We start from the raw sequence: 15,134 nt of genomic DNA, 5'->3' as shown, positions 1-15,134 counted from the left end.
GTGCACCGGTGCACGAGCTTGGGAGACCCGCATGCGTCCACGCCGCCGCAAATCAGCCCCCTGGTCCCGCCCCCTGCTGGCGCTGGTCGCCGGCCTCGCCCTGGCGCTGACCGGACTGACCGCGACCTCCGCGCCGGCCACGGCCGCGCCGCCGCGGGCCAGCCACAAGATCACCTACGACGGCTACTCGTTCCTGATCGACGGCAACCGCACCTACCTGTGGTCCGGCGAGTTCCACTACTACCGGTTGCCGAGCCCCGACCTGTGGCTGGACATCTTCCAGAAGATGAAGGCGGCCGGCTTCAACGCCACCTCCCTGTACTTCGACTGGGGCTACCAGTCGCCGGCCCAGGGCGTCTACGACTACAGCGGCGTCCGCGACATCGACAAGGTCCTGGACATGGCCGAGCGGGCCGGCCTGTACGTGATCGCCCGGCCCGGGCCGTACATCAACGCCGAGGTCGACGGCGGCGGCTTCCCGACCTGGCTGTCCACCACCCCGGGCCACACCCGCTCGGCCGACCCGACGTACCTGGCCTACTCCGACGAGTGGCAGTCGCAGATCGACGGCATCCTCAAGCGGCACCAGCTGACCGACGGCGGCGGCAGCATCATCGCCTACCAGGTGGAGAACGAGTACTACAACGGCAGCGCCGCCGGCCGCACGTACATGCAGCACCTGGAGGACAAGGCCCGCGCCGACGGCATCACGGTGCCCTTGACCGGCAACAACAACGGCACCTTCAACTCCGGCGCGGCGGCGCTGGACGTGGACGGCCCGGACTCCTACTCGCAGGGCTTCGACTGCTCGCACCCGACCAAGTGGAACGGCGTGCCCGACATCAGCTACGACCACCCCGCCGGAAAGCCGCTGTACACGCCGGAGTTCCAGGGCGGCGCCTTCGACCCGTGGGGCGGCCCCGGCTACGACAAGTGCGCCCAGCTGATCAACGACCAGTTCGCGAACGTGTTCTACAAGCAGAACATCGCCGTCGGCGCGACCGCGCAGAGCTTCTACATGCTCTACGGCGGCACGTCCTGGGGCTGGAACGCGATCCCGCAGAACTACACGTCCTACGACTACGGCGCGGCCATCACCGAGAGCCGGCAGTTCGACCCGAAGTACTACGAGGACAAGCTGATCGGCGAGTTCACCCAGGCGGTGGCGCCGCTGACCAAGACCGACGGCCTCGGCGCCGCGCCGCTCACCGACGCCGCGCTGGCCGACACGGCCCGCATCAACCCCGACACGCACACGCAGTTCCACACGCTGCGGCACGGGGACTCCACCTCGACCGCCACCAACACGACGCACATGGCGCTCGACCTGGCGGCGCATTCCGGCTACACGTATGACGATCCGGCGTCGGCGCTGACGTATTCCGGGACGTGGAGCCATGTCGGGCCGGAGCAGAACTACACCGGCGGCGACTACCAGCACACCGAGTCGTTCTCGAACACCACCGACGACAGCGTGAGCATTCCCTTCACCGGCCCCGGGATCCGCTGGGTCACGTCCAAGGACGGCAACCACGGCATCGCCGACGTCTACCTGGACGGCGCCAAGGTCAGCACCGTCGACCTGTACTCGGCGTCCAAGCAGAACCAGTTCAGCGCGTACGAGGTGCGGGGCCTGGCCAACGGCCCGCACACGCTGAAGATCGTCGTCACCGGCCAGAAGAACCCGTCCGCGACCGGCGCCTTCGTCGTCGTGGACGCCGTGGACCTGTTGACCGCCGCGACGGGCGACTACTACCCGTCGGTGCCGCAGCAGCCGGACACCGGCATCACGCTGAACGGCCGCGAGTCGAAGATCCTCGTCGCCGGCTACGACCTCGGGCAGTCGCGGATGCAGTACTCGACGTCGGAGATCGCGACCAACGCGACCATCGGCAACCGTGACGTCGCCGTCCTGTACGGGGACAAGGGGCAGCCGGGCGAGACCGTGCTGCGGTACGCCAAGCAGCCCACGGTGACCGTGCTCGACGGCTCGGCCACCAGCACCTGGGACGCCAGCCGCGGCGACCTCCGGCTGAACTACGTACACTACGGACTCACTCGTGTTCTGGTGAGCGAACCGGGTTCCCGGCCGCTGCTGCTCCTGCTCGGCGACAAGGCGACCGCGGAGACGTTCTGGCGTCAGGACACCGCCACCGGGCCGGTGCTGGTCCGTGGCACCCACCTGCTGCGCACCGCCAACTACTCCGGCCACACGCTGGCGCTGACCGGCGACACCGACACCGACGGCTCCGTCGAGGTGTTCAGCGCCGCCGACCGGATCACCTGGAACGGCCGCGATGTGCGGACGCAATCCACCGGCAGCGGCAGCCGGACCGGGACCCTGCCGGTGGCCAAGCCCGTCACGCTGCCCGCGCTGACGAACTGGAAGCACCAGCAGGAGTCGCCGGAGAGCCAGCCCGGCTTCGACGACTCGACCTGGCCGGTGGCCGACAAGATGACCACCAACAGCAGCACCGCCCCCGGCACGCTGCCGGTGCTGTTCGCCGACGACTACGGCTTCCACACCGGAAACACCTGGTACCGAGGCAAGTTCGTCGGCGACGGCAAGCAGACCGGCATCAGCCTGTCGTCCCAGAGCGGCGGTCCGGCCGGCGCGATGTCGGTGTGGCTCAACGGGACCTTCCTCGGCAGCTCCACCACTGCGCAGCACACCTTCGCCTTCCCGGCCGGCACGCTGCGCACGGGCGACAACGAGCTGTCGGTGCTGACCGTCAACATGGGGCACGAGGAGGACTACAACGCCTCCAACGGCAACAAGGCCGCCCGCGGCCTGGTCGCCGCCCGGCTCACCGGCTCGCCGCTGACCTCCGTCACCTGGCGGCTGCAGGGGGCCAACGGTCTGGACAAGGTGCGCGGCCCGCTGAACACCGGCGGCCTGTACGGGGAGCGCACCGGCATGTCGCTGCCCGGCTACCCGGACCGGTCCTGGTCGCAGACGTCGTTGCCGGCCAAGGACTCCACGCCCGGCGTCTCCTGGTACCGCACCAACGTCCGCCTCGACCTGCCGCGCGGCCAGGACACCTCCGTCGGCGTCACGATCAGCGACGACCCGTCCCGCCAGTACCGGGCGTTGATCTTCGTGAACGGCTGGCAGATGGGGCAGTACGTCAACTACCTCGGGCCGCAGCACAGCTTCCCGATTCCCAACGGCGTGCTGAACCCCAACGGGGACAACACGATCGCCATCGCCGTGTGGAACCTCGACGGCAGCACAGGCGGCCTCGGGTCGGTCTCGTTGACCAACTACGGCAGCTACGCCTCGCCGCTGGCCGTCCGGCCGAACTACTCGCCCGGCTACGATGCGCACAAGTACGCGCAGCCGGCGGCCCCGCGTGGCTCGGTGACCCTGTCCGTGCCGAACACGGTGTCCAGCGGCCAGCAGTTCACCGCCACCGCAACGGTTCGTCCGTACGCTCGGGACGTCACGTTGACCGCGCCCGAGGGCTGGACCGTCGGCGCCGTCACGCGTGACGGCAACACCTTCTCGTGGCCGGTGACCGCCCCGACCGGCGCCCTGACCCCCGCCGCGCTCAAGGCAACCGCCCGTGTCGGCCGCGAGACCGTGCACGACGAACGGATCATCGGCACCGTGCCGGCCTCGCCACCGGCCGGTCAGGTGGCGGTGAGCGGCCTGCCGTTCCTCTCCGCCACCAACGGGTGGGGGCCGGTCGAGCGGGACACCAGCAACGGCGAGGACGCCGCCGGTGACGGCAAGCCGATGACCATTGCCGGCACGGCCTACGCCAAGGGGCTCGGCGTGCACGCCGTCGGCGACGTCCAGGTGTATCTCGCCGGCAAGTGCAGCCGGTTCACCGCTTCCGTCGGCGTCGACGGCGAGGTCGGCACCAGCGGCTCCGTCACCTTCACCGTCGCCCTCGACGGCACGAACCTCGTCACCACACCGGTGATGCGGGGCGGCCAACCCGCCGCGTCCATCGACGTTCCGGTGACCGGCGGCCAGATCCTCGACCTGATCGTGGGCGACGGCGGTGACGGCAACGGCTCCGACCATTCCGACTGGGCGCTGCCGACCCTCACCTGCGCCTGACGAGACCCGAAGGCCTGACCGCTCGTCCAGCGGTCAGGCCTTCGCGTACGTCAGCCGGACAGATGACGTTGCCGACCGTCAGGGACGGCGGTCGCGGCGCACGAGGGCGAGCGCGGGGAGGATGACGACGGCGGCGAGCAGGAAGGTCCCGGGGTAGCCGATCGAGGTGACGACCAGCCCGGCGCACAGCGCGCCGGCGGCCATACCGAGGTCGTAGGCGGCGTTCCAGATGGCGCTCACGGGACCTTCGCCGCCGGCGGGCACGCGGGCGTACATCAGCGCGAGGGTGGCGTTCTGCAGCACGCCGAACCCGGCGCCGAAGACGAGCGCGCCGCCGATGACCAGCGAGGGCGTGCCGGTGAAGGCGATGGCGGCCATGCCGGCGGCGGCCAGGACGAGACCGGGCACGAGCAGGCGGCCTGAGCCGTAGCGATCGCCGAGACGGCCGGCGGCCCAGCGGGCCACAGTGGACGCGGCGGGCTGGGCCAGCAGAGCGGCGGCGGCAACCCAGGCCGGGCGGTCGGTGGTGGCGAGCGGGAGGAAGGTGACGAGCACCCCGGCGGCCCCGGCCGATGCGGCGAAGATCGTCGCCGGCCGCACGAGAACGGCGTTGCGCAGGCCGGCCAGCACGCTCTGATGGCCCTCGCCGGTGATCGCCGGTGCGGTGCGGGGCAGGCCGGGCAGCGACAGCAGGGCGAGCAGGGTGACGACCGCCGTCGTGACGAAAACCGACTCGTAGCCCCACTGTGCGGCGGCCCAGACACCGGCGGGTAACGCCAGCGTGCCCGGGATTCCGCCGACGATCCCGACGAGGGCGAGACCCTCGCCGCGGCGTTCGGTGGGGATGAGCGTGGCCGTGATGGCGCCGCCGGCGACGACGGCGATCGCGAACCCCGCGCCCCGCACCACGCTGACGGCGACGATCACCCAGGTCCGGTCGCTGACGGTCAGCAGGAGGGTCGGCGCGCCGAGCAGAGTCAGCCCGAGGGCCAGCGCCCAGCGGTAGCCGACCAGTTGGACCAATCGCGGCGTCACCAGCTCGCAGGCGACGGTGGCGAGCAGCAGGGCGACCGTCGCCAGCCCGGCGCCGCCGTCCGAGCCGGCCTGCTTCGCGTACAGGGGCACGACCGAGAGCGGCAGGTAGAAGCCGATCGAGGAGCCCACGATCGACACGAAGCGCAGCAGCAGCGCGCGGGAGACGAGGCTGGGGCGGAGGCGCAGGTCAGTGGTCATGGCGGAAACGCTACGAGCGAACCGGTCCACCGGTAAGGTCCGGTTTCATGGCTGTGGAGTGGGCCGGTTCGGGGCCGGAGCTGCTGATCGCGATCGACCGGGAGGGCGGCGCCGGGCTCCGTTCCCAGCTGGAGGACCAGCTGCGCGAGGCCGTTCGCGAAGGCCGGCTGGCCGCCGAGGAACGGCTGCCCTCCTCCCGTGAACTCGCCCGGGCGTTGGGCCTGTCCCGGGGTCTCGTGCAGGACTGCTACGTCCAGCTGCAGGCCGAGGGCTACCTGACCAGCCGCCCCGGCTCCGCGACACGGGTCGCTGCCGGCGCGGCCGCCCGGCCGGTCGCGTCAACGCCAGAGACCCCGCCTGTACCGCCGCGGCACGCCATCGCGGACTTCCGGCACGGCGTCCCGGATCTGCGCCTCGCCCCGCGTGAGGACTGGGCATGGGCGGTCCGCGAGGTCTGCCGTACGGCCCCGAACACGGCCTTCGACTACGGCGATCCAACCGGCGAACGTCGGCTGCGGGAGGTGCTCGCCGCGTACCTGCGACGGGTTCGGGCAGTCGCCGCCGCTGCCGACCAGGTCGTCGTCTGCAACGGCATGGCCCAGGCGCTCGGCCTGGTGCTGCGGGCGTTGGCCGCCGACGGCGTCGACGCGCTCGCCGTCGAGGATCCCGGCGCCATCGGGTCGACGACCGAGCAGGCGCACGCCGCCGGCCTGACGGTCTTGCCCGTCCCGGTCGACGAGGACGGCCTGGACGTCGCCGCGCTCGAACGCAGTGGAGCGCGGGCCGTGCTCGTGACGCCGGCCCACCAGTGGCCCACCGGCGTGGTGCTCGCCGGGCACCGCCGGCAGGAGCTGATCGCGTGGGCCCGCCGGCACAACGGCGTGATCATCGAGGACGACTACGACGCCGAGTTCCGCTACGACCGGGATCCCGTCGGCTCGGTCCAGGGCCTCGGCCCCGACTGCGTCGTCTCGCTCGGCACGGTCAGCAAGTCCCTCGCGCCGGCCCTGCGCCTGGGCTGGGTCGTCGCCCCCGACCGGTTGCTCGGCGCGCTGGCCCACGGCAAGCACGTCGCCGACCGCGGCAGCCCCAGCCTCGACCAGCTCGCGCTGGCCCTGCTGGTCGAGTCCGGCCGCTACGACCGGCACCTGCGCCGGGCCCGCGCCGAGTACGCCGCGCGCCGGGAGACGCTCGTCGCCGCCCTCGCGACGCACGCCCCCGGCCTCCGCGTCACCGGCCTCGCCGCCGGCTTCCACGCCGTCCTGCACCTGCCCGCCGGCGCCGACGAGGACCACGTGATCGAGCAGGCCCGGCGGCGCGGCGTCGGGCTGCACGGCCTGGCCCGGATGTGCCACACGCCGCCGACCGAACCGCGGCTGGTCCTCGGCTTCGGCGACACGCCTCGACGCGCCATCGAGGCCGGTATCGCCGCTATCGCGGACCTGCTGGTCAGCGGCTCCTGACCGGCCGCCGCTCGGCTGCCCGGAAGCGCAGGGTTCCGTCGTCGATCCGGCCGTGGCGCAGCAGCAGCACGTCGTTGGCGTAGCTCATGCCCAGCTGCCACGGCCGGCGCGACCCGGCCCGGGGGAACTCGTGCACGGACCGCTGGACGTAGCCGGCGGCGAAGTCCAGCAGCGGCCGTTCGGTGATCTCGGGACCGTCGTTGACCGGCACGCACTGGGTGTAGCCGTGCTCGTCCATGTGCCGCAGCAGGCGGACCGTGTACTCGGCGACCAGGTCGGCCTTCAGCGTCCACGACGCGTTGGTGTAGCCGATGGTGAACACGAAGTTCGGCAGGCCGCTGAGCATCATTCCCTTGTACGCCAGGGTTTCCGGCAGCTTGATCTCCTTGCCGTCCACCGCCAGCCGGATGCCGCCGAACGCCAGCAACCGCAGCCCGGTCGCCGTGACGACGACGTCCGCGGGCAGGTCGGCGCCGGACCGCAGCCGGATCCCGGTCTCGGTGAAGCCGGCGATCTCGTCGGTGACCACCGACGCGCGGCCGTGGCGGATGGCCCGGAACAGGTCGCCGTCCGGCACCAGGCACAGCCGCTGGTCCCACGGGTCGTACCGGGGCTTGAAGTGCGTGTCCACGTCGTAGCCGGGCGGCAGCAGCTTCACGGTCTCGTTGCGGATGAACGACCGGATCATCCCGGGCCGGCGCCGGCTGAGCCGGTAGATCAGCGTGGCCATGGCGACGTTCTTCCACCGCGTCACCATGTAGCCCAGGGGGTCGCCGAGCAGCCTCCGCAGCCGGTTGGCCAGCTTGTCCTCGCCCGGCCGGGCCAGGATGTACGTGGGGGAGCGCTGCAGCATGGTCACGTGCTCGGCCTTGTCGGTCATGGCCGGCACGAGGGTGACCGCGGTGGCGCCGCTGCCGATGACGACGACCTTCTTGCCCGCGTAGTCCAGGTCTTCCGGCCACTGCTGCGGGTGGATCACCGGCCCGGCGAACCGCTCGACGTCCGGGAAGGCCGGCGCGTAGCCGCCGTCGTAGTGGTAGTAGCCGGTGCACAGGTAGAGGAAGTTCGCCGTCAACTGCACGGTTTCGCCGTCACGCTGGACCTCGACCGTCCATCGCGAGTCCTCTGTGGACCATGAGGCGGCGACAACCTTGTGGCCGTAACGGATGTGCCGGTCGATGCCGGCCTCGGCGGCGGTCTCCCGGATGTAGTCGAGGATGGCCGGCCCGTCGGCGATGGCCTTGGCCTGCGTCCACGGCCGGAACCGGTAGCCGAGGGTCTGCATGTCCGAGTCGGAGCGCACGCCCGGGTACCGGAACAGGTCCCAGGTGCCGCCGCTGGCCTCGCGGGCCTCCAGGATCGCGTACGTCCGGCGCGGGAAGGCGGTGTGGATGTGGTGCGCCGCGCCGACGCCGGACAGGCCGGCGCCGACGATCAGGACGTCCAGATGTTCGCTGGGCACAAGGGCTCCTTAACCGCGGCGGGAGACGAACCGGCCGAGCAGGTCGAAGTAGTGGGTGGGGGCGATACGCATCAGCGCGTCGAACACGTACGCGTCCGGGCCGACGAGGATGCGGGCCTTGCCGCTCTCCACGCCGCGGTGGATGATCTGCGCCGCCTTGTCCGGCGTGGTCATGGCGATCGCCTCGAACGAGGCCGCCATCTCCTCCTTCGACCGTTCGCGGCCCTCGGGATCCTGCCGCATCCGTCCATTTCGGACGATGTTCGTCTTGATGCCGCCGGGGTGCACGGTGACCGCGCTGACGCCGGTGCCGCGCAGCTCCTGGCGCAGCGAGTCGGTGAAGCCGCGGACGGCGAACTTGGCCGCGCAGTAGGCGCTCTGGTACGGCATGCCGGCCAGCCCGAACACGCTGGACGTGTTCACGATGACGCCCTCGCCCTGCCCGACCAGGATCGGCAGGAACGCCCGGGTGCCGTTGACCACGCCGTGGAAGTTGATGTCGTACAGCCAGTTGTCGTCCTCGGGATCGGCGTCGAGCACCGTGGACGACAGCGCGACGCCGGCGTTGTTGAACACCGCGGCCAGCGGCGCGGGCAGCCAGTCCCGCACCTCGTCGGCGAATTTCCGCTGGTCGGCGGCGTCGCTGACGTCCAGGACGCGGGTCAGCACCGTGCCCCGCAGCGAGGCGGCGGTCTGCTTGAGCCCCGTGGCGTCCACGTCGGCGACGGCCACCGGCGAGCCGAGCCGGTTCAGCCGCAGCGCGAGGCTGCGGCCGATGCCGGAGGCGGCGCCGGTGATCATCACCGGCCGGCCGGTGAGCCTAGGAAGCTGTCGGGGCATCGGCACTCCTCGTCACGTGGTCGTCGATCAGGGTCCGGGGGCGGACGACCGCGAGGCCGCCCTTGGCCGGGGCGTTCGCGATGCCCCGAGAGTGCCAGGGCTCGTCCGGCAGGGCCGTGGGGATGAGGTCGAAGTCACGGAGCAGGGCCCGCAGCACCACGTTCATCTCCATGGTCGCGAACGCCGCGCCGAGACACCGCCGGCTGCCGCCGCCGAACGGGATCCACTGGTACAGATCGGGTTTCGTGCCGACGAACCGGTACGGGTCGAAGGCCCGCGGATTCGGGAACAGGTCGGGGTCCTCGTGGATCAACGCGATGCCGACCAGCACCGTCTGTCCCCTGGGCAGCGTCCACCGGCCGAGCCGGGCCCCGTCGGCCTTGATCTTGCGGCCGACCATGTCGATCACCGGCCGGGTCCGCTGGACCTCCAGGATGGTGGCCTCCCGCAGGGTCTTCCCGCCGGTGCGGGTCTCCTCGGTCAGGTCGCGCAGCACGTCCGGGTGGCGGCGCAGCCGCTCCACCGCCCAGGCCAGGGTGGTGGCGGTGGTCTCGTGGCCGGCGGTGAGCAGGGTCAGCAGTTGGTCGGCGATGTCGCCGTGGCTCATCGCCGTGCCGTCGTCGTAGCGGGCCTGCAGCATCAGCGCCAGGATGTCCTCGCGCTCGTCGAGGCTGCCGTCCCGCTCCGCCTTGGCGATCAGCCGCTCGACGATCTCGTCGTACTCCCGGCGCATCAGGCGGAACCGGCCCCACGGGCTCCACCGGCCCCAGTCGACCTTGGGGACGGGCAGCACCGCCAGCAGCGACCCGAGCTTGACGAAGGCCGGCAGCAGGTCCCGCAGCCGGTCGAACTCCGCGCCCTCGGCCCCGAACACCGCCCGCAGAATGATGTTGAGCGTGATCCGCATCATCGACGGCAGCGTGGCGAACTGCTGGTTTCGCGGCCAGGAGGCGAACTCCCGCAGGGTCTCCTCCTCCATGATCTGCTCGTACGCCGCGAGCCGGCGGCCGTGGAACGGCGGCACCAGCAGCTTGCGCTGCCGGCGGTGCTCGTCGCCGGACAGGGCGAACAGCGAGCCGGAGCCGAGCACCCGCCCGAGGTTGGGCTCGATGTTGTCGGCGATCTCGGCGCCCGCCTGGAACAGCTGCTTGATCTCGGCGGCGTCGCTGATCACCAGGGCCCGGCCGAACAGCGGCGAGTTGATGGTGAAGGCGTCGCCGTACCTCGCGCGCGCCTGGCGGAAGCCGCGTCCCGGTCTCATCAGCGCGGACACCGCCTGCGCCAGCCGTGGTGTGGACGGTCCCGGTGGCAGCGTCGCCATGATGCGCCTCCCATGTGGTACGCCAACGTACCAGGCCGATGGTACGCTCACGTACCAGCGAGCTCAAGGCGTCGACGCCGAACGGGGAGGTATACCGTGACCATGGTGACGAGCGTCCAGACCGACTTCCGGCGGCGGCTGCTCGACGGGCTGGCGGCGGCCATCGCCGACATCGGCTACCGCGACACCACCGTCGCCGACATCGTGCGCCTGGCCAGGACCTCCCGGCGGACCTTCTACGAGCACTTCACCAGCAAGGAAACCTGCTTCGTCGCCCTGATCACCGAGACCAACGACGAGATGATCCGGCGCATTTCCGCCGCCGTCGACCCCACGGCCTCATGGCCGACCCAGGTCCGGCAGGCCGTCGAGGAGTGGCTGGCCTGCAGCGACGCCCAGCGCGCCGTCACCCACAGCTGGATCCGGGACATCCCCGCGCTCGGCGTCCTCGGCCGCGACCTGCAGCGGGACCTGATGGAGAAGTTCATCGACATGGTCCAGTCCCTCACCGACACCGAGAGCCTGCGGGCCATGGGCATCGGCCGGGTGTCCCGTCAGATGGCCATCGTGCTGCTCGGCGGCCTGCGGGAGCTGATCGCCAGCAACGTGGAGGACGGCGGCGAGGCCACCGACATCACCGAGACGGCCGTCCAGGCCTCCATCGCCCTGCTCGGGCCCCGGGGCTGAAGGCCGTCCGAAGTCTGCCCGTTTCACCGGGAACCGGTGTGCGCCAAGAGAACCAAGACGCATGATCCGGCAGCTGGGTTGCGCCGGTGAAGGATAGTTCACGTATTCCGATGATCGTTGTTCAGCGGTGCCATAGTGTCCGCCATGTCTTGGGCGCGATCAACCGTGACGGCCGTCGCCGTCACGGTTCTGGTGGGAATCGTCGGCAGCCCGATTGCCGTCGCGGGCCGACCAACTCCGTCGGCGACGCAGCTGCACCAGCAGGTGCATGCGGCGACACTGCTGCAGAACCACGGCGTGCGACCGGTTTGCCGGCAATGTGATGCCCTGGTGGTCACCGCGAAGCCGGGCGGCGCGACCCCGTTGCGCACCACGGAACCGGCCGGCTACTCGCCCAGCGAGCTGGCCACGGCGTACTCGTTGCCGGCGAATTCCCGTAGCACGGCAACGATTGCCGTCATCGGCGCCGGTGTCGACGGCAACCTGGCGGCCGATCTGGCGACCTACCGTGCGACGTTCGGGCTGCCGGCGTGCACCGAGCAGAGCGGCTGCCTGCGCCTGCTGGACTACACCGGCGGTCCGCAGGTGGCGCCGCAGCAGAGCGGTCAGGGGGCGGCGATCGAGGAGGAAGTGGCCGCCGAGACCTCGCTCGACGTCGACATGGCGTCGGCCGCCTGCCCGTCCTGCCGGCTGATGTACGTGTCGGTGCCGTGGCAGGACGCCATCGACGACAACGACGTGTCAACCGGTGACTTCGCGGCGGCCGTCCGGACGGCGATCAAGGCCGGCGCGTCCGCGGTGAGCATCAGCTACGGCTACACCGCCGACGTCACCAACACCCATGGCGACACGTTGGCGGCCTTGTCCCACAAGGGAGTCGCCATCACGGCATCCACCGGGGACGAAGGCTTCAACGGCGGCGTCCACCAGAGCTGGCCGTCCAACCTGCCCGGCGTGGTCGCCGTCGGTGGCACGACGTTGCCCGCTGCCGGCAAGGAAACCGCCTGGTCCCTCGCCGGCAGCGGCTGCGAGACCGCCTTCGCCAAGGCCAACGGGCAACCCAAGGCCGTCACCGCCGCGTGCAACGGGCACCGCGCCGCCGCCGATGTGTCCGCCGACGCCGACCCCTCGACCGGCGTCGCCGTCTACGACACCTACGCGCCGACCGGCGACGAGCCCAACAACTGGCTGGTCATCGGCGGCACCAGCGCCTCGTCCCCGTACATCGCCGGCCTCTACGCCCGCGCCGGCCACCTGTCCGCTGTGGACGGTCCCAACACCCTGTATGCCGCCAAGGCCTCCGCCTTCAACGACGTGACCAGCGGCAACAACGAGATCTTCCACCACTGCGCCGACTTCCCCGGCTCCGGCTCGGCGGTCTGCAACGCCGGCCCCGGCTGGGACGGCCCCACCGGCCTCGGCTCCCCGCACGGGCTCGCCGCCTTCTGACCCGGGAGATTCCTACGATGAAGAAGCTCGCCCTCCTCGCCCTGGTGGCCGGGGCCGCCCTCTCGGCCGCGCCGGCGGCGGCCGTCACGGCCCCGCCCGTGCCGTGCGGCGCCGACATCGTGTCGTTCTACTTCGGCGGTTTCAGCCAGAACCTCAGCCTCGGCACCTTCGACCTGACGCTGCTGGCCCACGACGGCGTCGCCTGCACCCTCCCCGACACGCCGCTGGTCACCGTCTCCGGCCCCGGCGCCGACATTCCCGTGCACGTCGACGGCCGTGGCGGCACCCTCGTCCTGCGCCCGGACAGCCCGCTGCACGCCCAGATCGCCTACCACCGCCCCGACCTGCCCGAGAACGCCGTTCCGGTCAGCACCCTGCGGCTGGCCATGCCGGACAAGTCGTTCCGGGGCACGTACTTCGGCACGCCGGGCGCGTTCGACATCCAGAAGGACGGCGTCCTGGTCAGCGCCTGGCGGACCGGTCTCGGCCTGGGCCAGGGCGAAGGCACCAGCTGACCGGTCGGGCACGGGGGTGCGGGTGGCCCGCACCCCCTGTGACTCACAACGTCTTGGTCCACCAACCGAGGCCGTCGTGCACGGCGCCCTTGTCGTAGCCGTAGATCCCCTTGCCGACGCCGGCGGCCCGGGTGGCCCGGTTGGTGTCGCCGGTCGCGTACTTGACGGTGATCGCGACCTTCGGGAACTCCCGCTTGAACTGGGCGATCACCGACCGGCAGGAGTGGCACGGGCCCTGGTCGTCGACGACGGTGATCGTGCCCGTCGCCCCGGCGGCGCCGTCGAAGTAGGCGTCGGGGTCGGCCTCGTAGTACTCGAACACCTCGTTCGCCAGCCAGTCGAACAGCTGGGCGTCGGGGTCCCACATGTGGAAGTACTGCAACCTCCCCCGGCGGTCCCGACCGTCGGCCCGGCGGCGGTAGTACCTGGGCGCGCCGGTGTTCTGGCCGGTGGTGCATGTCTCCGTGCCGGAGATCTCGGTCTTGTCGGGCAGGGTGAGGTCGTAGGTGATGGTCACGGTGTTCTGCGCGGTGGCGCGGACCGAACTCGTCATCAACTGGCTCCAGTGTGAACGGCAGTGTTCGACGTCAGGGACTTCGGCCGCCGGCACGCGATCGATACGTGTCCCGGCGGTGAATCACTCGCTCGGACGTGGCCGGCGCTCTACGCCGACAGGCTGACAGGGCAGGCGTGACCACCGGACGGCCAGCGGCAACTGGCAGTCCATAGTGGACAACTCGGCCCGTAGGGGCGGCTAGGGGTTATCGGTGCCGGGAAAGGGGTCCTAGCGTCGACAGGGCCGGCCGGACCGGCGCTCCACCGACGCTGCGCACGATTTCGTGGGTGGCCTTCAGTCCTGCCTGCGGTCGCCGAGCGAGAGGAAACCATTGTGCGAGTTCTGTGCAGCGTGACCGGCTCCCAGGGACACGCGCGCGCGATGCTGCCACTGGCCCGGGCCGTCGCCGCGGCCGGACACGAGGTGCTGGTGACGGTTCCGCCGGAGCTGGCCGGAGTGTTCGAGCCGGACCTGCCGCGCGTGGCCCCGGTGCTGCCCGGCGTGGTCGAGTCGATCAGCCGGATGGTCCGCGCGGAGCAGCGGCGGGACGTCCGCGAACAGCTGCTGGCCACGGCGGCGGGCCCGCACGTGACGGCCGCATACCAGGCGATCATGCCGCTGGCCAAGGAGTTCGCCCCGGATCTGGTGCTGCGCGACGGCGCGGAGCTGGCCGCGGTGCTGGTGGCCGAGCAGCTCGGCGTCCCGTGCCTGTCGGCCCCGTCCGGGGCCGGCAACCTGATCGACCCGGTGGGCCTGGTCGAGCCGCTGAACGAGCGGCGGCGGGAGCTCGGCCTCGCCGGGGAGACGACGGCGGCGTCGATCCACCGCCACGGGCGGCTGGACTGCCTGCCCGCCGAGTACTCGTTCGCCGCGTTCGACCTGCCCACACCGTTCACCTACCGCCAGCCCGGTTCGGTGGCGAGCAACGAGGTGCTGCCCGCGGACATCGCCGCGCTGCCGGCCGATCGGCCGCTGGTGATCGCGTCCGTCGGGACGGCGCTGCCGATGATGGGCGCGTTCAAGGAGCTCGGCATCGACCCGCCCGAGGACATGGAGAACCCCGACGTCACGCTGCGGGCCATCGTCCACGGACTGTCGCGTGTGGACTGTCAAGCCGTGGTGGCCACGGCCGGGTTCCCGGTCGGGGACATCCAGGTCGGGGCGAACGTGCACGTGGTCGATCGGATGCCGCAGCCGGCGCTGCTGGAATGCGCGCAGCTGTTCCTGACCCACGCCGGCTACAACAGCATCCGCGAGTCGGTGCGGGCCGGCGTGCCGATGGCGGCGTTGCCGCAGTTCGGCGACCAGCCGCACAACGCCGACCGGCTCGCGGAGTTCGGCCTGGGCGCGCGGATCCCCGAGACCACGGCCGACGCGGTGTTCGAGACCTGCCGCGATGTGCTGTCCGACACCAGGATCGCCGCCCAGGTCCGCCGGGCCAAGCGCGCCGTGCTCGCGCTGCCGGGGATCGAGGCCGCCGTCGCCCATCTGGAGGCCGTGGTGGCCGCATGAACGACCGGTCCGGCACCGAGGACAAGC

Annotated in this window: 11 protein-coding genes; 6 read left to right on the top strand and 5 right to left on the bottom strand. The window is 71.4% G+C overall.

Annotated features, from left to right (window positions below):
* Nucleotides 1–31: 31 nt before the first annotated feature.
* Nucleotides 32–4,069: a beta-galactosidase gene (locus BJ998_RS05800; protein WP_184859178.1), complete on the top strand. Its 4,038-nt coding sequence runs from the start codon at nucleotides 32–34 to the stop codon at nucleotides 4,067–4,069.
* Nucleotides 4,070–4,147: 78 nt separating this feature from the next.
* Here BJ998_RS05800 and BJ998_RS05795 read toward each other — a convergent pair whose 3' ends face one another.
* Nucleotides 4,148–5,302 (bottom strand): MFS transporter, encoded by a 1,155-nt coding sequence (locus BJ998_RS05795; RefSeq protein WP_184859176.1) that lies wholly within the window; start codon nucleotides 5,300–5,302, stop codon nucleotides 4,148–4,150.
* A gap of 47 nt (nucleotides 5,303–5,349) precedes the next feature.
* Here BJ998_RS05795 and pdxR point away from each other — a divergent pair, with 47 nt between their 5' ends.
* The gene (pdxR, locus tag BJ998_RS05790) at nucleotides 5,350–6,765 is read left to right on the top strand and encodes a MocR-like pyridoxine biosynthesis transcription factor PdxR (protein WP_184859175.1); all 1,416 of its coding nucleotides are present in this window, start codon (nucleotides 5,350–5,352) and stop codon (nucleotides 6,763–6,765) included.
* Here the strand turns inward: pdxR and BJ998_RS05785 are convergent.
* From BJ998_RS05785 to BJ998_RS05775, 3 genes are read right to left on the bottom strand one after another with little or no spacing between them, the layout of a single operon-like run.
* On the bottom strand, nucleotides 6,752–8,227 hold the full coding sequence (locus tag BJ998_RS05785; RefSeq protein ID WP_184859172.1) for a flavin-containing monooxygenase: 1,476 nt from the start codon (nucleotides 8,225–8,227) through the stop codon (nucleotides 6,752–6,754). The two genes, pdxR and BJ998_RS05785, sit on opposite strands and share 14 nt — an antisense overlap.
* Before the next feature lie 9 nt (nucleotides 8,228–8,236).
* On the bottom strand, nucleotides 8,237–9,067 hold the full coding sequence (locus BJ998_RS05780; protein ID WP_184859170.1) for an SDR family NAD(P)-dependent oxidoreductase: 831 nt from the start codon (nucleotides 9,065–9,067) through the stop codon (nucleotides 8,237–8,239).
* The gene (locus tag BJ998_RS05775) at nucleotides 9,048–10,388 is read right to left on the bottom strand and encodes a cytochrome P450 (protein WP_184859168.1); all 1,341 of its coding nucleotides are present in this window, start codon (nucleotides 10,386–10,388) and stop codon (nucleotides 9,048–9,050) included. Before BJ998_RS05775 ends, BJ998_RS05780 begins: the two co-directional genes overlap by 20 nt.
* 102 nt (nucleotides 10,389–10,490) lie before the next feature.
* On the opposite strand from BJ998_RS05775, the gene BJ998_RS05770 reads away from it, so the two are divergent.
* The 3 genes from BJ998_RS05770 to BJ998_RS05760 all read left to right on the top strand — a co-directional run bounded on the left by BJ998_RS05770 (nucleotide 10,491) and on the right by BJ998_RS05760 (nucleotide 13,039).
* Complete coding sequence (locus tag BJ998_RS05770) at nucleotides 10,491–11,075, top strand: TetR/AcrR family transcriptional regulator (protein WP_184868456.1); 585 nt, start codon at nucleotides 10,491–10,493, stop codon at nucleotides 11,073–11,075.
* Nucleotides 11,076–11,219: 144 nt separating this feature from the next.
* Nucleotides 11,220–12,524: a S8/S53 family peptidase gene (locus tag BJ998_RS05765; protein ID WP_184859166.1), complete on the top strand. Its 1,305-nt coding sequence runs from the start codon at nucleotides 11,220–11,222 to the stop codon at nucleotides 12,522–12,524.
* Between the two features lie 17 nt (nucleotides 12,525–12,541).
* Nucleotides 12,542–13,039, top strand: coding sequence for a hypothetical protein (locus BJ998_RS05760; RefSeq protein ID WP_184859164.1), 498 nt, complete (start codon nucleotides 12,542–12,544; stop codon nucleotides 13,037–13,039).
* 43 nt (nucleotides 13,040–13,082) lie between these two features.
* Here BJ998_RS05760 and BJ998_RS05755 read toward each other — a convergent pair whose 3' ends face one another.
* Nucleotides 13,083–13,592 carry a deaminase domain-containing protein gene (locus BJ998_RS05755; RefSeq protein WP_184859162.1) on the bottom strand — a complete coding sequence of 170 codons (510 nt, stop codon included), beginning with the start codon at nucleotides 13,590–13,592 and terminating at the stop codon, nucleotides 13,083–13,085.
* Between the two features lie 336 nt (nucleotides 13,593–13,928).
* Here BJ998_RS05755 and BJ998_RS05750 point away from each other — a divergent pair, with 336 nt between their 5' ends.
* The gene (locus BJ998_RS05750) at nucleotides 13,929–15,107 is read left to right on the top strand and encodes a glycosyltransferase (protein ID WP_184859161.1); all 1,179 of its coding nucleotides are present in this window, start codon (nucleotides 13,929–13,931) and stop codon (nucleotides 15,105–15,107) included.
* The last annotated feature ends 27 nt before the right edge of the window (nucleotides 15,108–15,134 follow it).

The organism is Kutzneria kofuensis (assembly GCF_014203355.1).
In the GTDB taxonomy this organism is placed as follows: Bacteria; Actinomycetota; Actinomycetes; order Mycobacteriales; family Pseudonocardiaceae; genus Kutzneria; species Kutzneria kofuensis.
This window is presented reverse-complemented; position numbering and strand designations above follow the sequence as displayed.